Raw genomic sequence first — 20,001 nt, forward strand, 5'->3', positions numbered from 1 at the left:
CCTTGCCGCCTGCCTTGGCGATCCAGCCGACCAGTTCCTTGTTGATCGCGCCAGCCAGCACCATTTCGGCAACTTCTGCGGTCTGTTTGTCGGTCACGCGCAGGCCATCGACGAATTGCGATTCGATGCCGAGGGCCTTGAGCATGCGGCCGATCTGCGGACCGCCGCCGTGGACCACCACCGGGTTGATGCCCACCGCTTTCAGCAGCACGATATCCTCGGCAAAGTCCTGCGCCAGTTCGGGATCGCCCATCGCGTGGCCGCCGTATTTCACCACGAACGTCTTGCCGGCATAGCGCTGGAGATAGGGCAGAGCTTCGGTCAGCGTTTCGGCCTTGGCGAGCATTGCGGGATCGTGGTTCTGAGTCATGGCCGCGCCATTACGCGCAAAGTGTGCGGAATCCAAGATTGAGGATTGCGTGTGGCGCGGTGGATTATGCTGGCCGATCCAGCCACTTGCCCAATTGCACGAAGACCCAGATCAGCGGGGGGACCATAATGGTGGACAGCACCAGCTTGGAAATGATCTGGCCCTGCATGATCGAGACAATCGGCAAGTCCTGCCCATAGAACGAGATCGTGATGAACAGGATGGTATCGACCACCTGTGAAAGCATCGAGGCGATCCATGCGCGCAGCATCAGCATCTTGCCGCGCCCGCCCGCGATGCGTGAGAACAGATAGACGTTGAGCGTCTGCGAGGTGCCATAGGAAATCAGCCCGGCAAACTGCATCCGCGCGCCCTGACCCAGCAGGCGGGCGAAGGCATCCTGATCGGTCCAGAACGGGGCGGGGGGAACCACGCGGATCACCACCGTCAGCAGGATCATCGAAACGATCAGCGGCACGAAGCCGAAACGGACCAGCTTGTTGGCCACGTCCTGCCCAAACAGTTCGGCCACCGCGCTGGCCATCACCACCAGCAGCAGGAACGCGAAAATCCCCGATTCCACTGCCAGATCGCCCAGCAACGGCCATGTGCCGAGCGAGGCGAGTTTGACCCCCAGCACGCCAGCCAGCACGCACATCCCGCCATAAAGCAGCGACAGGGCGAACAAAGAACGGGGGATGGCGGGCGCAGAAGCGGCGTTATCGTGCATCTAAGGCCGATAGCGCGCTTTTCACGCCCCGCCAATTCGCTATTAGGTTCGCCTGTAACGATCAGTTGTGGAGCACTGCCCAGCCCGATGCGCATTCTTTCAAGCCTTCTCGGGATGCTGCTCATCCTTGCGCTCGCCTTTGCCCTGTCATCAAACCGCCGCGCCATCCGGTTGCGCGTGGTGGCGGCGGCCTTTGCGCTTCAAGCGGGCTTTGCCGCGCTGGTGCTTTATGTGCCGCTGGGCAACCGCATGCTGCAAGGCGCGGCTGCGGGCGTCGAAGGCCTGCTCGGCTTTGCGCGGGCAGGCGTGCAGTTCCTGTTCGGACCGCTGGCCGACCCGGCGATTGGCGGCACCAGCTTTGCCATTTCGGCGCTGCCGGTGATCGTGTTCTTCGCCGCGCTGATCTCGATTCTCTATTACATTGGCGTGATGCAACTGGTGATCCGCTGGATCGGCGGCGCGCTGGAAAAGGTCACCGGCATCAGTAAGGTCGAATCGCTGTGTGCGGCCAGCAACATCTTCGTGGGGCAAAGCGAATCGCCGCTGGTGATCCGGCCCTACCTCGCCGCGCTCAACCCCAGCCAGCTGTTCTGTGTGATGACCGTGGGCATGGCGGGCGTGGCCGGAACAATCCTTGCCGCCTATGCCAGCATGGGCATCCGCATCGATTATCTGGTCGCCGCCGCGTTCATGTCGGCCCCCGGCGGCATCCTGATGGCCAAGCTGATCATGCCGGACGAACCGCCAGTGCCGACCGAAATGGCCGATGAAGCGCTGCCCAACCCGCACGTTAAACCCAGCCTCGCCTCGGACGAGGAAGAGCGTCCCGCCAACATCATCATGGCCGCCAGCCAGGGCGCGCAGACCGGTGTGAAGCTCGCCGTGGCCGTGGGTGCGATGGTGCTGGCCTTCGTGGCGCTGGTCGCGCTGGCCAATGGCATTCTGGGCTGGGTCGGTGGCTGGTTCGGCATGCCCGAACTGTCGTTCCAGATGGTGCTGGGCTATGTGTTTGCGCCGGTGTTCTACCTGCTCGGCGCAAATGGCTGGGCCGAGGCGATGCAGGCTGGCGGGCTGTTCGGCTCGAAGATCGTGCTGAACGAATTCGTCGCCTTCATCGAACTGGGCAAAGACACCGCGCTGTCACCGCACATGGTCGCCATCGTCACCTTCGCGCTGTGCGGCTTTGCCAATTTCAGTTCCATCGCCATCCAGATGGCGGTGACCGGCGGATTGGCGCCGAACCAGCGCCCGATGATTGCCAAGCTTGGCATGCGCGCCCTGGTGGCGGGCGCGCTCAGCAACCTGATGAGCGCGGCGTTGGCGGGGATGTTTCTGTCGCTTTAAGCATCGGATAGTATCCACACCCAACGTCGGCCCGGACTTGATCCGGGCCAAGGCTTTCTGTTCTGCGCGCCGAAAAAGCCAAGCCCCGGATCAAGCCCGGGGCGACGGTAGTGTCGCGTCAGGCGTAGTGTTCCGCCAGCAAGTCCACCGCCTTGGCCAGTTCGCCATCGAGATAGCCCAGCAGCTTGTGCCAATCATGCGCACCCGCCAGTTCGCCGGGACCATCGGACACGCCGCGCAGGCCCACCAGCGGCACGCCAAAGGTGCGCGCGGCGCGGGCGATGGCATAGGTTTCCATGTCCACCATGTCGGCACTGACGCGGTCCCAGTTGTCGCCGCTGACTACATCGCCGCCGCTCGATAACGTAGCCACGGGGAGGCTGAGCGGCGTGTCCAGCGGCAAGTCCTTTGGCTCATCTAGATAGGGCACCACGCCCGGCTCGATCCCCAAGGGCGAAGCATCCATATCGCGCCATGAAACGCTGCCGATCTGGTGCACCGATCCCAGCGTGCAGCGCCGCGATCCGGCTGAGCCGAGGCACACGATAAGGTCGGGCAGGTTGCCCGCCGCTTCCAGTCGGGCGAGCGCGATGCCGGTGTTCAGCGCAGCCTCGACCGGGCCGATGCCGGTGATCAACGGCGTGAACCGCGCGCGCAAGTGCGGGCCGTATTCCGGCTCGGCCGCCATGATGAACAGCGCGCGCCTAGTGCCGAGGGGGGTCAATTCCATCACGCCAAAACCTCGTCATTCCCGCGCAGGCGGGAATCCAGTTCCAATGGTTGCGCGCTGGATTCCCGCCTGCGCGGGAATGACGAAATGTGTGGCGAGGAAAGGGAATCAACCATTGGCCTGCGCCTTCAACTGATAAAGCAAATCCAGCGCTTCTCGCGGGGAAAGCGCGTCGATGTCCAGCCCGTTCAGCTGTTCGCGCAAGGCATCGACCTTCTCTTCCGCAGCCTCGATCGCGGCGGCGAACAGGGGCAAGTCGTCCAGCCCCGCGGCTAGCCCGCCAGTGGCCGCGCGGCCCTTTTCCAGCTTTTCCAGCACGGACTTGGCGCGCTTCAGCACCGGCGCGGGCACGCCTGCCAGCCGCGCCACGGCAAGGCCATAGGATTTGTCCGCCGGGCCTTCCGCCAGTTCATGCAGCAGCACCAGATCGCCCTTCCACTCGCGCGCGCGGACGTGGTGGAGCGAGAGCGCGTCACACGTTTCGGCCAGCCGTGCGAGTTCGTGGTAATGCGTGGCAAACAGGCAGCGGCACTGGTTGATCGAATGGACCGCCTCGGCCACCGCCCACGCCAGCGCAAGGCCGTCGTAAGTGGACGTCCCGCGCCCGACCTCGTCCAGAATCACGAAGCTGCGCTCAGTCGCTTGGCTGAGGATTGCGGCGGTCTCCACCATCTCGACCATGAAGGTCGACCGCCCGCGCGCCAGATTGTCCGAAGCGCCCACGCGGCTGAACAGCCGGTCGACCAGCCCCACCGTCGCTGCCTGCGCAGGCACGAACCCGCCCGCTTGCGCCAGCAGCACGATCAGCGCGTTCTGGCGCAGGAAGGTCGATTTACCGCCCATGTTCGGCCCGCCAACCAGCCAGAGCCGGTCCTGCGGCCCCAGCGCGCAATCGTTGGCGACAAAGCGGTCACCCTTCACCGCCAGCGCGGCTTCGACGACCGGATGTCGCCCGCCGGTGATGTCCAGACAAGCCTCGTCCACCACGCGCGGCAAGGCCCAGCCGCCTTCCGCCGCCCGCTCGGCCTGCCCCGCCGTCACGTCGATCCGCGCGAGTGCTGCCGCGGTGGCTGCAATTGCCTCCTTGGCACGCACCGCATGGGCCACCAAGTCCTCGAAATGCGCCTCTTCCGCTGCCAGCGAATGCCCGCCGCTCTCGGCAATCCGGCTGGCTTCCTCGTGCAGCGCCAGCGCATTGAAGCGCACCGCACCCGCCATCGTCTGCCGATGGGTGAACCCGGTTTCTGGCGCCATCAGCCGATCAGCGTGCTTCGCCGGAACCTCGATGAAGTAGCCCAGCACCCCGTTGTGCCGGATCTTCAGCGCGGCAATGCCGGTCTCGTCGCGGTACTTTGCTTCCAACGCTGCAATCGCCCGGCGCGCATTGCCCGAAACGCGGCGCAATTCGTCCAGCCCCGCGTCATAGCCCTCGGCGATATAGCCACCCTGCGACCGCTCGGTCGGCGGCGCAGGCACCAGCGCGCGGGCATAGAGATCGGTTAACGCACCGTGGCCGGTCAGCGAAGGCAGCAGCGCGGCCATCGGCTCAGGCTTGTCGGCCCGGGCCGCCAGCAGATCGTGCAACCGCCGCGCTTCGCTCAACCCATCGCGCAATTGCCCCAGATCGCGCGGGGAGCCGCGCCCCGCCACCACGCGGCCCAGCGCACGGCCCACATCGGGCAGCGCGCGCAGCACGCCGCGAATATCGCCGCGCAGCAGCGGATCGTCGTGCAGCCAGCTGACCAGTTCCAGCCGCCGGTTGATCGCGCCTGCATCGGTGAGCGGGGCGGACAGGTCCTCGGCCAGCAGCCGCGCGCCCGCGCCGGTGACGCAGCGGTCAATCGCCTCGACCAGCGAACCGCGCCGCGTGCCGCTCGAACTCGTCAGGATTTCAAGGCTGGCCCGCGTTGCCTCGTCCATCGCCATGTGCGTGCCCGCCTCGCGCACCACCGGCGGCAGCAGCAGCGGCAGGCTCCCGCGCCCCACATGGTCGAGGTAGGAAATCAGCCCGCCCGCCGCCGCCAGCATCGCGCGGCTGAACTGGCCGAAGCCATCCAGCGTGGAAACGCCATGCAGCGCCTTCAGCCGCGCCTCGCCCTCATCGCTGGAGAACGACCGATTCGGGCGCGGCACGCAATCCACCGGAGCCTGCTCCCACGAATCCGCCGCCACAATTTCACTCGCGCCCAGCCGCGCCAGCGCTGCACCCATCTGGTCAGCGGCGCACTCCTCCAGCTCCATCCGACCTGTCGAAATGTCACAGGCTGCCACCCCGATCACGCCGCGCACATCGCACACCGCGGCCAGCACATTGGCGCGGCGCGGTTCAAGCAGCGCTTCCTCGGTCAGCGTTCCTGCGGTGACGAAGCGGACAATATCGCGCGCCACCAATGTCTTGGAACCCCCGCGTTTGCGGGCTTCTTCGGGCGTTTCCACCTGTTCGGCAATGGCCACGCGGCACCCGGCCTTGATCAGGCGGGCGAGGTATCCTTCGGCCGAATGGACCGGCACACCGCACATCGGGATCGGCGCGCCGCCGTGTTCGCCCCGGCTGGTCAGCGCTATGTCGAGCACTTGCGCGGCCACCTTCGCATCATCGAAGAACAGCTCGAAGAAGTCCCCCATGCGGTAGAACAGCAGGCAGTCAGAGGCCTGCTCTTTTAGCGCAAGATATTGCGCCATCATCGGAGTTGGGGCATTAGGCGTCACGCGGAGGTGGCTAGACCAGCCGCGCGTGTTTCTCAAACCGTCATGGCTGGATATCCGCAACTGCGCGCCCTAAAGGGCCGAGCAAAGCGGTCTTTGTGGGGTAAGCAGAGTTTGAAGCAAGTCGGCGAAAAGACCTGGTTCGATTCGGTGTTCGATTCCGCAAGGGCGCTGATGGCCCGTGCAGGCGCGCTGCCGTGGCTGTCCGGGCCGGGCATTGCCATAGCGATTCTGCTGATCTGCGCGCCTTTCGCGCTGGTCGATGTGCCGCCCCTGATCGACATTCCCGGCCACATGGGCGCCGCTGCGATCGAGGCTGCTGGCCCCGGCAATCCGCTTGAGCAGTATTTCACCTGGAAGTGGGTGTTCACGCTGAACATCGGCGGCGGCGTGCTGATGAAGGTGCTGGGCGCGCAGTTCGGCATCCTTGCTGCCGGATGGTGGAGCACAGTGCTGGCGACCGGCCTGTTTGCAGGCGGGTGTCTGTGGACCATCCGCATGCTGAACCCCAAAGGCGGGCACGCGGCGGCATGGTCGCTGATGTTCGTGTTCAGCTTCCCGCTGCTTACCGGTTTCCTCAACTACATCCTCGCCACTGGTCTGTCGCTCACCGCGTTCGGTGCCTCGGTCTGGCTGGAAAAGAACCCCCGCGCCCGCGCCACAATGCTGATCATTGCGCAGCCGGTGGCGATGCTGTGCCATGCCATCGGTGGGCTGCTGCTGGCGCTGCTGGTGGGCGCGCACGCCTTTGGCCGCGCGATGGACGAACTGCCTTCAGGCTGGCGCTTCCGCGATTTTACCAACCGCGAATGGGTGAAGTCGCTGGACTGGAAGGCCATCGGCCTGCGCCTGTGGCAGGCTTGCTGGCCGCTGCTCGCCACGGTCATCACCATCGTGCTGTGGAAAGCATTCTCGCCCCCGGTAAAGAGCATGAATATCTGGCGCTGGGACCAGAAGGCTTGGTCCTTCGTGCTGACGCTGCGCGATCAGTCGAAGCTGCTCGATTTCGGCACATCGATCATTGCCGGGCTGCTGGTGCTGGTCGGGCCGCTGCTCGGTGCAAAGTGGAACTGGCGGCAGGGGCTTCCGGCGCTGACGGTGTTCCTCCTGTTCCTTGCGATCCCCAGCGACATCAACGGCTCCTCGTTCGTCGACATTCGGCTGCTGCCGGTTGCGGCCATGCTCGGCCTTGGCCTGCAGGACTGGAGCGGCGCGCGCCGTCCGGAATGGGCAAAGGCGGTGGCATACCTTGGCATGGCCCTGCTGGCCGTGCGGCTCACCGTCACGGCGTGGAGTTTCAGCGACTATGCCGAGGACTACAAGAAGCAGCTTTCCGCGCTGACGCATGTTGAACCCGGCAGCCGCGTGCTGGCCTTCGTCGAACATTCGTGCCTCGATGAATCATGGCGCAACACCCGCCGCGATCATCTTGCCAGCCTTGCCAGCCTATATCGGCAGGCATGGGTGAACGATAACTGGGCTGTGCCGGGCCTGCACATGATCGTGCCGCGCTTCCGTCCCGGTCGTAATTTCACCGCCGATCCATCGGAATTCGTATGGTCGCGCCGTTGTGCGGGTGGCTGGCGGCGGACGGTTGATACCGCGCTGAAGGCCGCACCGATTGAGCGGGTGGACTATGTCTGGCTGATCGATACCGGCATGCCGCAGCGTGGCGATCCGCGCCTGCAATTGGTCTGGCAGGAAGGCCGTAGCCGTTTGTTCAAGGTCCGCCGTCTGGGCATTCCCAAGTGGGATTCGCCGAACCTTTGATCGCTATTGATTGCGTCGATTGGTTTCTGCTGCAAATCCCGTCGCTGTGCGCCTTGACGTAGCGGCAAAGAGCAGACAGGGCCGTATTCCTGAAGTCCGGCTACACACGGGGGAATTATGTCCGAGGAAAGCAACGTCCGTTTCACTGAACGCGAGGCGCTTTTCTACCATAACACCATCCGGCCCGGTAAGATCGAGATTATCGCCAGCAAGCCGATGGCAACGCAGCGCGATCTCAGCCTTGCCTATTCGCCGGGCGTGGCCGTGCCGGTCCGCGCCATCGCGGAAAATCCTGCGGACGCCTATGAATATACCGCCAAGGGCAATCTGGTTGCGGTAATCTCCAACGGTACTGCCATCCTCGGCCTCGGCAATCTGGGCGCGCTGGCATCAAAGCCGGTGATGGAAGGCAAGGCCGTGCTGTTCAAGCGCTTTGCCGATGTTGATTCCATCGACATCGAACTCGCCACCGAAGACCCGGACGCTTTCATCGAAGCGGTCGCGCTGATGGAGCCGACATTTGGCGGCATCAACCTTGAAGATATCAAGGCCCCCGAATGCTTCATCATCGAACAGGCGCTGAAAGAACGCCTGAAGATACCGGTGATGCACGATGACCAGCACGGCACCGCGATCATTTCCGCCGCCGGCCTGCTCAACGCCTGCCACCTGACCGGGCGCAAGCTGGAAGACGTGAAGGTCGTGGTCAACGGCGCTGGCGCGGCGGCCATTGCCTGCACCGCCCTGATCAAGGCGATGGGCGTGCGCCACAACAATGTGATCATGTGTGACCGGTCAGGCGTGATCTATCGCGGCCGCGAATCCGGCATGGACCAGTGGAAAAGCGCGCATGCGGTCGATACCTCCGCCCGCAGCCTTGAAGATGCGCTCGATGGCGCAGACATCTTCCTCGGCCTGTCCGCCGCCGGTGCCCTGCGGCCCGATTGGGTCACGAAGATGGCCCCGCAGCCGATCATCTTTGCGATGGCCAACCCCGACCCGGAAATCACTCCGCCCGATGCCAAGGCCGTGCGCCCCGATTGCATCGTGGCCACCGGGCGTTCGGACTATCCGAACCAGGTCAACAACGTGCTGGGCTTCCCGTTCATCTTCCGTGGCGCGCTTGATGTGCGGGCCACGACGATCAACGAGGAAATGAAGATCGCCGCCGCCGAAGCCATTGCCAAGCTGGCGCGTGAGCCGGTGCCAGAGGAAGTTGCCGCCGCTTATGGCATCAACCACACCTTTGGCCTCGACTATATCATTCCTGCCCCGTTCGATCCGCGCCTGATGGAAGTCGTCTCCTCTGCCGTGGCGCAGGCGGCGATGGATTCGGGCGTGGCGCAAAAGCCGATCGAGGACATGGACGCCTACCGCACCAGCCTCAAGGCGCGGTTGAATCCGACCACGTCGGTGCTGACCAATGTGTTTGCGAAGGCGAAGGCCAACCCCAAGCGTGTGGTCTTTGCCGAAGCGGAAAACGAAGTGGTGCTGCGCGCCGCGATCCAGTTCAAGGATTTCGGTTACGGCATCCCGGTGCTGGTGGGCCGCACGCAGGGTGTTCTGGACAAGCTGACCGAACTGGGCGTCAGCGATCCCTCATCGTATGAAATCCACAACTCGGCCGTCTCGCCACTGGTGCCCGAGATGGTTGAATATCTCTACAAGCAGCTCCAGCGTCGCGGCTATCTTGAACGTGACGTAAAGCGCATGGTCAATCAGGACCGCAACGTCTTCGCCTCGCTGCTGGTCGCGCTGGGCCACGGCGATGCGCTGATCACCGGCATGACACGCACTTTCGCGCAGTCGATGAAGGAAGTGCGCCGGGTGCTCCACCCCAAGCCGGGCCACCTGCCGTTCGGCATCCACCTGATGGTCGCCAAGAACTACACCGTCTTTCTGGCGGACACTACGGTGAACGAGCGTCCCTCGGCCGAAGACCTTGCCCACATCGCCAAGGAAACCGCCGCCGTCGCCCGCCGCATGGGCCACGAACCGCGCGTCGCGTTCCTGTCCTATGCCACCTTCGGCAACCCCTATGGTCGCTGGCTCGATTCGATCCGTGGCGCGGTGGCGATCCTCGATGCCGAAGACCCCGGCTTCGAATACGAAGGCGAAATGGCCCCCGACGCGGCTTTGAACCCGAAGGTCATGGCCAACTACCCGTTCAGCCGTCTGTCCGGCCCGGCCAACGTGCTGATCATGCCCGGCCTGCAATCGGCCAACATCTCGGCCAAGCTGCTGCGCGAACTGGCGGGCAACGCCGTGATCGGCCCGATGCTGCTCGGCATGGAAAAGCCGGTCCAGATTGCCCCGATGACCTCGCTCGCGCCCGACATCCTGACGCTGGCGGTGTTGGCGGCAGCGGGGGTTGTGGGTTAAAGCCCACCCCCGACCCCTCCCGCTTGCGGGAGGGGAGAAGGACAGAGCTGTCTTGCCCTCCCGCAGGCGGGAGGGCCGCGAGACTTACTGAACGCAGTGAAGTTAGTCGCAGCGAGGTGGGCTTGTGCGGCCCACCAAACTCAGATCAAACCCGCCAGCGGGCTGCTCGGATCGGCATACTTGCGCGTCTGCATCCGCCCGGCAAGGTAGGCATCGCGTCCGGCCTGCACGGCGAACTTCATCGCGCGGGCCATGCGGATCGGGTCTTTGGCCTCGGCAATAGCGGTGTTCATCAGCACGCCGTCGCAGCCAAGCTCCATCGCCACGGCGGCTTCCGAAGCCGTGCCCACGCCCGCGTCAACCAGCACCGGAACCTTTGCGCCTTCCACGATCAGGCGGATGGTCACCCGGTTCTGGATGCCAAGCCCCGAGCCGATCGGCGCGCCCAGCGGCATGACGGCCACAGCACCCACATCCTCAAGCTGCTTGGCCGCAATCGGATCGTCCACGCAATAGACCATCGGAAGAAAGCCTTCCTTGGCAAGCACTTCGGTGGCGCGGATGGTCTCGATCATGTTGGGATAAAGCGTCCGTGCCTCACCCAGCACTTCCAGCTTCACCAGATCCCAGCCGCCAGCCTCGCGCGCCAGACGCAGCGTGCGGATCGCGTCTTCGGCGGTGAAGCACCCGGCGGTGTTGGGAAGGTACGTGATTTTCTTCGGATCGATGTAATCCGTCAGCATCGGCGCTTTGGGGTCCGATACGTTGACGCGGCGCACAGCGACGGTGACGATTTCGGCGCCAGACGCGTCAACCGCAGCGGCGTTCTGTTCGAAGTCCTTGTATTTCCCCGTTCCCACGATCAGGCGCGAGCGGAAGGTGCGGCCAGCGACGGTCCAGGTGTCTTCGTTCAAATCCGTCACGTCAGTCTGTCCTCCACCCACGAAATGCACGATTTCCAGCACGTCCCCATCGGCGATCTGCACATTGGCGAGAGTCGAGCGGGGGACGATTTCGCCATTGCGCTCAACCGCAACCTTGGTGGGTTCAAGATCGAGACTGCGCACCAGATCGGCGATGGAGCCGGGCGCGGCGCGGCGCGGGTCGCCGTTGACGGTAAGGGATAGCATTGCGGTCATGCGGCACGCTTTAACGATGCATCAGATGCGCGCAAGGCCGGGTTAGGTGCGCGTAGGTGCGTCTAGGTGCAGTTCAGGAATGGCAGGCGTTGGTGCGAATATTGATCACGTGCGCCGCGGCGACGAGCACCACGCCGATGACCGTCAGCACCACTTCTTCGGTGCCATGACCCACCGCCACCGCTCCGCCCATCAGCGCAAGGCCAGTGCTGCCCACCATCAGCGGGAGGAACCGTCCGTGCCGCAATGCGCCAAGACCGATCGTCAGCGCGCCGATCACCAGCGCGAAGGCGAGGCCCCAGCGGTGCCAATCGGGATCGAGCAGCACACCGCCGCCGATGCCCAGCACGCCCACCAGAAACACGCCCGCCACGCAGTGAATCAGGCACAGGCCCGAAAGGATCACGCCGAACCGGTCAAGCCGGGCGCGCAGGGTGGGGAGGGCGTCACTCATCTTGTCGTCCATATATGTTATAGTATTACATGACGCAAGTGAAGCTGCCGAACAATTTTGCCTCGGACGATTTTGCCCCAAGGTCCGTGACGCTCGACCCGACAATCTCTCTTGCGATTCTGCCGAGCCGGGAGCAGGGCGCGGACATGATTTCAGGTGCCGCAACCGATGTTCGCAAGAACTCACTCGCCCTTGCCCGCTGGCTGTTCATCGTCGCGCTGATGGTGGTGATGATCGTGGCGGTGGGCGGGATTACCCGGCTGACCGAATCGGGGGTTTCGATTACTGAGTGGAAGCCGGTGACGGGCACGATCCCGCCGATCACCGATGCGCAGTGGCAGGCCGAATTCGACGCCTATCGCGCCACGCCGCAGTATCAGCTGGTCAACGGCCCGGCGGGTATGACGCTGGAATCGTACAAGTTCATCTTCTTCTGGGAATGGGTCCACCGCCTGATCGCACGGACCATCGGCCTCGTCTTCGCCGTCCCGCTCGCGTGGTTCTGGGTGAAGGGGCGCATTCCGCAAGGGTACAAGCCCCGCCTGCTCGCCCTTCTGGCGCTCGGCGCCGCGCAAGGGGCGGTGGGCTGGTGGATGGTCAAATCGGGCATCGTCAACGATGTGAAAGTCAGCCACTTCCGCCTTGCCGCGCACCTGCTGGTGGCGTTGATCACGCTGGGCGGGCTGGTGTGGACGGCGCTTGATCTGATTGCGCTTTCAAAGGGCAAGCCGCGCGCGCAATTGCGCGGGCTGGGGCTGGTGGCGCTGATCGTGCTGCTGGTGCAGCTGTTCTATGGCGCGCTGGTGGCGGGGATGCGCGCGGGCACTTCTGCGGGGGCAGGGTGGTTCAGCATGGACGCCTGGCCGCTGATGCAGGGCAAGTTCTATCCCGATGGCGTGGACTGGGCGCTGGGCGCGGCGCACGCATTCCTGTCAGACCCATTCCTTGTCCACTTCATCCACCGGTGGTGGGCCTGGGGCGTGGTGGCGGTGCTGGTGGTGCTGGCTCGGGCTGTGCGCAAGGATCACCGCGCAGCGTCCATCGCGCTGCACAGCGCGTTCGGCACGCAAGTGCTGCTGGGCATTTTCACCGTGTGGAGCGGCGTGGCGCTGTGGATCGCGGTGCTGCACCAGTTGGTTGGTGCGCTGCTGGTGGCCACCACGGTGTGGTGCGCGCATCTGCTCGGCAGCGGAGAACGGGCATGACGTTTCACCCCGGCGATTTCCTGCGCGACCATTGGCAGAAGCAGCCTCTGCTGATCCGGGGCCTGTGGACCGCGTGGGCCAACCCATTGGAGCCTGACGAACTGGCGGGCCTTGCGTGCGAGGAAGGCGTCGAATCGCGCCTCATCAGGCAGGCTGATAGCGCGCTGGTCATGGAACACGGCCCTTTTGCCGAGAGCCGGTTTGGCACGCTGGGCGATGCGCCGTGGACGTTGCTCGTCAACGCGGTGGACCATCATGTGCCGGACGTGAGCGCCTTGATCGATACGTTCCGCTTCATCCCCAACTGGCGGATCGACGATGTGATGGTGAGCTACGCCGTGGATCAGGGCGGCGTGGGGCCGCACTTTGACCAGTACGACGTGTTCCTCGTGCAGGGCCTCGGGTGGCGGAAGTGGCAGATTGGCGGGCTGTGCGACGATACGACCGCGCTGCTCGCCCACGATGACCTGCGGCTGCTCGCGAACTTCGAACCGGTGCAGGAATGGATTCTCGAACCGGGCGATGTGCTTTATGTGCCGCCCGGGATTGCGCACAACGGCGTGGCCATCGGCGACGATTGCATGACCTACTCCATCGGCTTTCGCGCGCCTTCACGCGATGAGCTGCTGGCGCAATGGGCCGAGCATCTGGTGGAGCAGGCTGAAGGCGACCGCCGCTATGCCGATCCCGCCCTGACCCTGCAAAGCAACCCCGGAGAGATCACCGCGCAGGCCATCGACGATCTGCACGCGATGGTCACCGAAAAGCTGCTGGACCGCACCGCCTTTGCGCGGTGGTTCGGCCAGTACAATTCCACGCCCAAGAACGCGGATATCGATTGGTCGCCCGAAGACGCCATCACCGCTGCCGATCTTCGCGCATTGGTTTCGGCACCGGTGCCTTTGGTGCGTAACCCGGCAAGCCGGTTTTCTTTTGTGCGTGAGAGCGCCGGGGCCGTGGTGCTGTTCGTTGACGGCCAAACTTATGCGTGTTCGGGTGAGAGCGCCCGGTTCGCCGAACGTCTGTGCGCGCTGGATGACATGACGATCGATCCGTCAGACTTGGGGGCGGAGGCGACGGTTGCCGTGATCGTGGCGCTGTTCAATATGGGCAGCGTTCAGATCGCGTGAGGCACTGAAAGCTCAGGGATTGCGAAGTTCTTACGCCGCGGAGTGAACGCGCCGCTCACCTCTCGGCGTCTGGTCCGACTTTGCCAGCCGTTTTCGGATGACTTTCAAACCGAGGGCCTGCACCCAGATTCGGATGCGGACGACCTGTGAACTCGCGCAAGCCGCAGGCATCAATGCGATGCCGATGAACAAGGTATAGGGTTCCTGAGTTCAAAGCCGCCGCTGAAGGTTCTGAATGCGTATTGTGGAATGCGGGAAGAGAAATAATCCTGCCCGCATAGAGATTATCAGTGTCGGCAGACCCTTGCTTATCTGAGCGCGGCAGACATTATAGCACCGAACAAAGGGGAAGTTGTGCGTTTCAAAACTGCTATTTTTCTTGCCAGTGCTCTTGTCGGAGCTTCTGCCCATGCAGCCGATAACAAGATCCAGAATGGGCCGGTGCCTAAGTGGGCGGTTCAGTCGGAGCCCATCCCTGTCCCGGCCGATGCATCAGGTGCGGTATTCGTCCGCCGTCAGGATACCGAGATACATATCGATGATAAAGGGCAATCATTCTACAACGGGTATCGCATCAAGATACTGCATCCCAACGCCCTCCAACTTGGCAACCTGTCTTTGGTCTGGAATCCTGCTGCCGGATCGCCTGTTGTACACGCCATAAACATTCATCGCGAAGGTGAGGTCATAGACGTGCTTGCAAAAGCACGTTTCGAAATCCTTCGTCGCGAGGACCAACTCGAAATGGCGATGCTGGACGGCAACCTGACTGCCGTCTTACGTGTACCAGATCTGAGAGTGGGCGACGAAATCGAGTTTGGCGCAACCATCCGCACCAGCGATCCGACCTTGGGGAAAAATGGTGCCGGTTTGCTGTTTCTGGCGCCCGAGCCCTCACCCGGTCGCTATCTTCTCCGGTTGAGCTGGGAGGAGCAGAGCAAGCCGACCGTCAAGCCAACCAGCGAAATGGCAGCGGTAGCCCAACAAAGCGGCAATGCGATCAATTATCGGTTCGACAATCCCGGAAGCCTCGCTCCTCCCAAGGATGCACCACCTCGCTATAAATGGCAGCGCATAGTCGAATACAGCACCTTCAACGATTGGCAGGGCATCTCTCGCCTGTTCTTCCCGATTTACGCCGATGCATCACGATTGAACCCCAAGTCGGCGCTCAAGCAGGAGGCTGCGCGAATAGCGGCAACGCGGACAACGCCGCTCGACCGAGCCGCTGCCGCCCTTAAATTGGTGCAGCAGGATATTCGCTACATCTATGTCGGGCTGAACGGCGGTAATCTCACGCCGACAAGCGCCGATGAGACGTGGAAGCGGCGATACGGCGATTGCAAGGCCAAGACCGTACTGCTTTTGGCATTGTTACGCGAATTGGGGGTTGAGGCCGAGGCGGTGCTGGTCAACAATAATATTGACCTCGATGGTCTTGGCGAGCGCCTGCCCAGCCCCCGCATGTTTGACCATGTTTTAGTGCGGGCGCGGATTGATGGCAAAGCCTATTGGCTTGACGGCACACTGCCTGCGGTCGCCCCACCTATGGTGGAGCCGGTGATACCGTATCAATGGCTCCTTCCGCTGACCGGGCCGGGAAGCGGCCTTGAGCAAATTTCATGGACACCCGCAGCGCGACCGGATGAAATTAGTTTATACGAAATCGATGCGCGTGAGGGTTTTGATAAACCTGCAAAGATAACCAGCACGACCATCAAGCGTGGGATCAAAGGCCTGCAGCAAGAAATGCAGTTTTCAGCCGTGACGCCGGGACAACTGCTCGAAGCTTTTCGGCAGAATGCGATAGGAGACACCTTTCAGACTATTGAAGATGTCAAATGGCATTTCAGTATGGCGGCGCAGGCCAGCATCCTGACCGTTGTTGGCACAGGCGCTGTCGATTGGGATGACGATGGGGACGGAACAAAATCGCTGGCGCTGCCGGGCGGCGGCTTCAGTCCGCCTGAAAAGCGGATACGCGCATCTCAGCAGGATCAGGCGTTGCCATTCTATAATGAGCCCCATTTCGATTGTAATGTCACCACGGTGCGCTTGCCGCTGACAACGCAAGCGCAGCAGTGGACATACAAGGACGAAATCGACAACCACATGTTCGGCCGGGCTTATTACCGTGTGTTTGATTTATACGATGGCTCATTGCGTATGATCCGAGGCTCCCGGATTGAGCAAAAGGAGGTCGACGCAGCCAAGGCGCAGCGTGACAATGGCCGCATTGCCGACTTCGACAATAGCATGGCTTGGATCACCTTTGATCCGGACGGAAAGAGCACCCGCACGCAGGCCAGCAAACGCGTGCCTGCGACGTTCGATTTGGATTGGACCGCTGATAACGTGCCATGCATTGCGCCAAGGACGCCCAAATAGGCCCGATATCAGGTAACTGCGGAGACATCGTCGTTGAGGAGGGGGCGTTCCTGCGACCGGTGTAGCCCCTACCAACTGTAAAGATGACAAGCCTTAGAATCTGTCCGCGGAAGGCGATAGAGCGAAAATAATGATGCGGCTTCAAAAGACGGTATTATTTTACCTCTCCCAAAACCCGCTGTTTGCTTGACTCTGCAGGCCATATGCAACAAAGGCGCGCTTCCTTCGTCGTGATGCAAGCGGATTTTCGCCCGGATCGACGAACCGAAATCCGAAGGAACCGAAGCGCCATGAAGGCACTGAGCAAGGTCACCCGGTCGATCAAACCGGCCGAGGTGGTAAAGAACTGGCATCTTATCGATGCTGAAGGTCTGGTGGTTGGCCGTCTGGCCGTCGTCATCGCCAATCATCTGCGCGGCAAGCACAAGCCGAGCTTCACGCCTCACGTCGATTGCGGCGATCACGTTGTCGTGATCAACGCCGACAAGGTGCGTCTGACGGGCAACAAGCTCAAGGACAAGATCTATTACAAGCACACCGGTTATGCCGGTGGCATCAAGGAAGTGACCGCGGACAAGATCCTCGGTGGCCGCTTCCCTGAGCGCGTGCTTGAAAAGGCGGTGGAACGCATGATTCCGCGCGGCCCGCTGGGCCGTGCGCAGATGCGCGCCCTTCACCTCTATGCCGGGACCGAACACCCGCATGGCGGCACACAGCCGGTGGCGCTCGACGTCGCTTCGATGAACCGCAAGAACAAGGTGGGGGCGTAAACCATGTCCGAAACCGAAAACACCGTATCGAGCTTGTCGGATCTGAAGGATCTGACCTCGGCTGCTCCCGTTGCGGCTGCTGCTCCTGCTGCTGAAGGCGACGAAGTTGTTGCGCCAGTAGTCCGCACCGGTCCGATGGCGATTATCCGTCCGCGCGAAGTTGACGCGCAGGGCCGTTCGTATGCCACTGGCCGCCGCAAGGATGCCGTGGCCCGCGTGTGGCTGAAGCCCGGCTCGGGCAAGGTCACCGTCAATGGCCGCGATCAGGAAGTGTACTTCGCCCGTCCGACCCTGCGTCTGGTGATCAACCAGCCGTTCGAAGTGGCCGGTCGCGAAGGCCAGTACGACATTGTCTGCACCGTCAAGGGTGGTGGTCTTTCGGGCCAGGCCGGCGCTGTGAAGCACGGTATCGCCCAGGCCCTGTCGAAGTTCGAACCCGAACTGCGCAGCGCCGTTAAGGCTGCCGGCTTCCTGACCCGCGACCCGCGCGTCGTGGAACGCAAGAAGTACGGCAAGGCCAAGGCACGCAAGAGCTTCCAGTTCTCGAAGCGCTAATCGCACTTCGGCTGCAAAGCAAAACGGAAACAAGGGGTTGGTCTTCGGACTGGCCCCTTTTTTCGTGGCCAATGTGCGGCCTGAACCGTAACCGCTCGTCCTGAGCCTGTCGAAGGACGCTCGCACTGCGCGCGATGCTTCGACAAGCTCAGCATGAGCGGGGGTGGGATGCAAACCTCCGTGCTGATGGGAGAAATGCCATGACCGCCAGACGCATATGGGTTCCGGCAGGCTGGCCGCGCGCAGGCGTGGGCGCGGTGCTGGGTATCGCGCTGGCCGCGTTGCTGGGGCATCTGGTTCCGGCCAACGCGGGCTTGCCGTGGATCATGGCACCGGTGGGGGCATCGGCGGTATTGGTGTTTGCCGTTCCTGCCAGTCCGTTGGCGCAGCCGTGGTCGGTGGTGGGGGGCAATCTGCTGTCGGTCAGCATTGGCATGGCGGTCGGCTGGCTTTGTGCGCAGGCGGGTCTGGGTGCGCCACTGGCGGTGAGCTTTGCGGTGGGCGCGGCCATTGCGGCGATGGCGCTGGCGCGCTGCACCCATCCGCCGGGCGGGGCGGCGGCCATACTGGGCGCTTTGGCTGGCTTTGCGCCGGATGCCCACCTGCCAGGGCCGCTGGCTCCGCTGGCACTGAATGTGGTCGGTGTTGTGGGTGTGGGGTGGATTTACAACACGATGACCGGGCACCCGTGGCCACACCGGGCAACCGCGCCGCCGCAGCCCGCGCCCGCGCGCACGGTGACGTATGACCGCGCCGATCTGGACGCTGTGCTGGCCGATTGGGACGAAGTGCTGGACGTGGAGGCGGATGACCTCGACGCGCTGTTCCGCGCGGTGGAGCGGCGGGTGCTGCGGCGCTGGGAGGATGATCTCAAGTAACGGCACGGCCAAACCGGTGCGCGATGGCTTGCACCACGCCGGTCATGCGATACAAGTTGCACTTAGCAACGATAATATCCGGAGAGCGCGTGATGGCCACCCTGATCAGGCCCAATATCGAATGCAGCGATGCCGAATGGCAGGCGCGGCAGGAACTGGCGGCGTGTTACCGGATCTACGACCACCTTGGCTGGTCGGAATCGATCTACAACCACATTTCGCTGAAAGTGCCGGATCAGGAGGATGCGTTCCTGATAAATCCGTTCGGGCTGCTCTATTGTGAGGTGACAGCATCGAACCTCGTCAAGATCGACATCGACGGGAACAAGCTGGACGACAGCCCTTATCCTGTGAATCAGGCGGGCTTTACGCAGCACGCCTATTTCCATCGGCACCTGCCGTGGGCGCACGCGATCAGCCACGTTCATACGACCGCGACGATGGCGGTGTGCAGCCTTGAGGAAGGGCTGATGCCGATAAACTTCTATGCCTGCAACTTTGCCGGGCAGCTGGCCTATCACGATTTCGAGGGCGTGACTGTGCGCGCGGAGGAGGGTGAGCGGTTGCTGGCCAACCTTGGCGACAAGCGCGTGCTGATGCTGAAGAACCACGGGCCGGTGGTGCTGGCGCACACGCTGCCGCAGATGTTCATTACGCAATGGAGCCTGCAGCGCGCCTGCGAGATCCAGATGGCGACGCTATCGATGGGCCGCCCGGCGATCCGCGTGGCCGATGATGTGGTGAAGATCCACCAGCGCGATCTGGGGCAGGTGAGCGCCGGAGGACGCGTGGGCGAGGCTGACTTTGCAGCGTGGACGCGGCGGATCGACAGGATAGACCGTAGCTGGCGGGATTGATCGCGGGGCCTCTCGCGCGCTAAGCGGGGGGCATGGCCCGCCTTACCGTGAACAACCAGCCCGTGCAGTATCGTCTTGAGGACGATACGCCATTGCTATGGGCGCTGCGTGATGCGGCGAACCTGACCGGCACCAAATACGGCTGCGGCACGGGGGAGTGCGGGGCCTGCATGGTAATCGTGGACGGGCAGGCGATGGCCAGTTGCACGCTGCTGCTGGGCGAGGCCGAGGGGCGCACTGTCACCACGATCGAGGGGCTTTCGGGCGACCGTTCGCATCCCGTGCAGCAGGCACTGGTGGCTGAGCAGGCGATCCAGTGCGGGTTCTGCACGCCGGGGATCGTGATGGCGGCGGCGGCTTTGCTCGCCAGCAATGCCAGCCCTACGGATGAGGACATCGCGCGCGCCATCACCAACATCTGTCGCTGCGGAGTCTACCCGCGGCTGACGCGGGCCATCCAGCGCGCGGCGCGGGTGATGCGTGGCGAGGAGACGATCAGCGCTGCGCCGCCGCCTGCGATTGTGGCACCGGGGGCTGGCTAACAAAATTTCCGTTCGTGTCGAGCGAAGTCGAGACATCGTGCACCGTGTCTC

At 63.2% G+C, this 20,001-nt stretch carries 17 protein-coding genes; 11 read left to right on the top strand and 6 right to left on the bottom strand.

The window, feature by feature from the left end; translation table 11 throughout:
* Together argB and Q8R81_RS10100 are read right to left on the bottom strand one after the other, a co-directional pair.
* On the bottom strand, window positions 1-370 hold a 370-nt coding region (gene argB, locus Q8R81_RS10095), incomplete at its 3' end, for an acetylglutamate kinase (RefSeq protein WP_305617429.1).
* A 64-nt stretch (window positions 371-434) separates the two neighbouring features.
* Window positions 435-1,100 (bottom strand): queuosine precursor transporter, encoded by a 666-nt coding sequence (locus Q8R81_RS10100; protein ID WP_305617431.1) that lies wholly within the window; start codon window positions 1,098-1,100, stop codon window positions 435-437.
* A gap of 87 nt (window positions 1,101-1,187) precedes the next feature.
* Between Q8R81_RS10100 and Q8R81_RS10105 the strand changes: the two genes are divergently transcribed.
* The gene (locus tag Q8R81_RS10105; RefSeq protein ID WP_305617433.1) at window positions 1,188-2,444 is read left to right on the top strand and encodes a NupC/NupG family nucleoside CNT transporter; all 1,257 of its coding nucleotides are present in this window, start codon (window positions 1,188-1,190) and stop codon (window positions 2,442-2,444) included.
* A gap of 118 nt (window positions 2,445-2,562) precedes the next feature.
* On the opposite strand, the gene Q8R81_RS10110 is transcribed toward Q8R81_RS10105, so the two are convergent.
* A complete protein-coding gene (locus Q8R81_RS10110) occupies window positions 2,563-3,174 on the bottom strand; it encodes a 5'-methylthioadenosine/S-adenosylhomocysteine nucleosidase (RefSeq protein WP_305617434.1) in 612 nt (203 codons plus the stop codon).
* Between the two features lie 108 nt (window positions 3,175-3,282).
* A complete protein-coding gene (gene mutS, locus Q8R81_RS10115) occupies window positions 3,283-5,859 on the bottom strand; it encodes a DNA mismatch repair protein MutS (protein ID WP_305617456.1) in 2,577 nt (858 codons plus the stop codon).
* Between the two features lie 66 nt (window positions 5,860-5,925).
* On the opposite strand from mutS, the gene Q8R81_RS10120 reads away from it, so the two are divergent.
* Both Q8R81_RS10120 and Q8R81_RS10125 read left to right on the top strand, forming a co-directional pair.
* Window positions 5,926-7,650: a hypothetical protein gene (locus Q8R81_RS10120; protein WP_305617435.1), complete on the top strand. Its 1,725-nt coding sequence runs from the start codon at window positions 5,926-5,928 to the stop codon at window positions 7,648-7,650.
* Between the two features lie 117 nt (window positions 7,651-7,767).
* A complete protein-coding gene (locus tag Q8R81_RS10125; RefSeq protein ID WP_305617437.1) occupies window positions 7,768-10,032 on the top strand; it encodes an NADP-dependent malic enzyme in 2,265 nt (754 codons plus the stop codon).
* Window positions 10,033-10,172: 140 nt separating this feature from the next.
* On the opposite strand, the gene thiS is transcribed toward Q8R81_RS10125, so the two are convergent.
* Together thiS and Q8R81_RS10135 are read right to left on the bottom strand one after the other, a co-directional pair.
* A complete protein-coding gene (thiS, locus tag Q8R81_RS10130) occupies window positions 10,173-11,171 on the bottom strand; it encodes a sulfur carrier protein ThiS (RefSeq protein WP_305617439.1) in 999 nt (332 codons plus the stop codon).
* 73 nt (window positions 11,172-11,244) lie between these two features.
* Window positions 11,245-11,625, bottom strand: a complete 381-nt coding sequence (locus Q8R81_RS10135; RefSeq protein WP_305617441.1) for a MerC domain-containing protein — start codon at window positions 11,623-11,625, stop codon at window positions 11,245-11,247.
* 146 nt (window positions 11,626-11,771) lie between these two features.
* Between Q8R81_RS10135 and Q8R81_RS10140 the strand changes: the two genes are divergently transcribed.
* From Q8R81_RS10140 to Q8R81_RS10175, 8 genes are all read left to right on the top strand, one after another.
* Window positions 11,772-12,830, top strand: coding sequence for a COX15/CtaA family protein (locus tag Q8R81_RS10140; RefSeq protein WP_305617442.1), 1,059 nt, complete (start codon window positions 11,772-11,774; stop codon window positions 12,828-12,830).
* A complete protein-coding gene (locus Q8R81_RS10145) occupies window positions 12,827-13,960 on the top strand; it encodes a cupin domain-containing protein (protein WP_305617443.1) in 1,134 nt (377 codons plus the stop codon). The genes Q8R81_RS10140 and Q8R81_RS10145 overlap by 4 nt, the downstream gene beginning before the upstream one ends.
* 354 nt (window positions 13,961-14,314) lie before the next feature.
* Window positions 14,315-16,348, top strand: coding sequence for a DUF3857 domain-containing transglutaminase family protein (locus tag Q8R81_RS10150; RefSeq protein ID WP_305617445.1), 2,034 nt, complete (start codon window positions 14,315-14,317; stop codon window positions 16,346-16,348).
* Between the two features lie 290 nt (window positions 16,349-16,638).
* On the top strand, window positions 16,639-17,118 hold the full coding sequence (rplM, locus tag Q8R81_RS10155) for a 50S ribosomal protein L13 (protein WP_305617447.1): 480 nt from the start codon (window positions 16,639-16,641) through the stop codon (window positions 17,116-17,118).
* A 3-nt stretch (window positions 17,119-17,121) separates the two neighbouring features.
* Window positions 17,122-17,673, top strand: coding sequence for a 30S ribosomal protein S9 (gene rpsI / locus Q8R81_RS10160; RefSeq protein ID WP_305617449.1), 552 nt, complete (start codon window positions 17,122-17,124; stop codon window positions 17,671-17,673).
* Window positions 17,674-17,873: 200 nt separating this feature from the next.
* Entirely contained in the window at window positions 17,874-18,551 is a 678-nt protein-coding gene (locus tag Q8R81_RS10165; protein ID WP_305617450.1) for an HPP family protein, read from the top strand.
* 92 nt (window positions 18,552-18,643) lie between these two features.
* A complete protein-coding gene (locus Q8R81_RS10170; protein ID WP_305617452.1) occupies window positions 18,644-19,408 on the top strand; it encodes a class II aldolase/adducin family protein in 765 nt (254 codons plus the stop codon).
* A 32-nt stretch (window positions 19,409-19,440) separates the two neighbouring features.
* Window positions 19,441-19,950, top strand: coding sequence for a (2Fe-2S)-binding protein (locus tag Q8R81_RS10175; protein ID WP_305617454.1), 510 nt, complete (start codon window positions 19,441-19,443; stop codon window positions 19,948-19,950).
* Window positions 19,951-20,001: the final 51 nt, after the last annotated feature.

The organism is Novosphingobium sp., assembly GCF_030696665.1.
Classification (GTDB): Bacteria; Pseudomonadota; Alphaproteobacteria; order Sphingomonadales; family Sphingomonadaceae; genus Novosphingobium.

Coding starts and splice junctions, on each gene's coding strand:
- thiS (WP_305617439.1), bottom strand. CDS start 11,171: ATGACCGCAATGCTATCCCTTACCGTCAACGGCGACCCGCGCCGCGCC.
- Q8R81_RS10175 (WP_305617454.1), top strand. CDS start 19,441: ATGGCCCGCCTTACCGTGAACAACCAGCCCGTGCAGTATCGTCTTGAG.
- rpsI (WP_305617449.1), top strand. CDS start 17,122: ATGTCCGAAACCGAAAACACCGTATCGAGCTTGTCGGATCTGAAGGAT.
- Q8R81_RS10100 (WP_305617431.1), bottom strand. CDS start 1,100: ATGCACGATAACGCCGCTTCTGCGCCCGCCATCCCCCGTTCTTTGTTC.
- Q8R81_RS10120 (WP_305617435.1), top strand. CDS start 5,926: ATGGCTGGATATCCGCAACTGCGCGCCCTAAAGGGCCGAGCAAAGCGG.
- Q8R81_RS10135 (WP_305617441.1), bottom strand. CDS start 11,625: ATGAGTGACGCCCTCCCCACCCTGCGCGCCCGGCTTGACCGGTTCGGC.
- Q8R81_RS10110 (WP_305617434.1), bottom strand. CDS start 3,174: ATGGAATTGACCCCCCTCGGCACTAGGCGCGCGCTGTTCATCATGGCG.
- mutS (WP_305617456.1), bottom strand. CDS start 5,859: ATGATGGCGCAATATCTTGCGCTAAAAGAGCAGGCCTCTGACTGCCTG.
- rplM (WP_305617447.1), top strand. CDS start 16,639: ATGAAGGCACTGAGCAAGGTCACCCGGTCGATCAAACCGGCCGAGGTG.
- Q8R81_RS10170 (WP_305617452.1), top strand. CDS start 18,644: ATGGCCACCCTGATCAGGCCCAATATCGAATGCAGCGATGCCGAATGG.
- Q8R81_RS10165 (WP_305617450.1), top strand. CDS start 17,874: ATGACCGCCAGACGCATATGGGTTCCGGCAGGCTGGCCGCGCGCAGGC.
- Q8R81_RS10125 (WP_305617437.1), top strand. CDS start 7,768: ATGTCCGAGGAAAGCAACGTCCGTTTCACTGAACGCGAGGCGCTTTTC.
- Q8R81_RS10105 (WP_305617433.1), top strand. CDS start 1,188: ATGCGCATTCTTTCAAGCCTTCTCGGGATGCTGCTCATCCTTGCGCTC.
- Q8R81_RS10140 (WP_305617442.1), top strand. CDS start 11,772: ATGATTTCAGGTGCCGCAACCGATGTTCGCAAGAACTCACTCGCCCTT.
- Q8R81_RS10145 (WP_305617443.1), top strand. CDS start 12,827: ATGACGTTTCACCCCGGCGATTTCCTGCGCGACCATTGGCAGAAGCAG.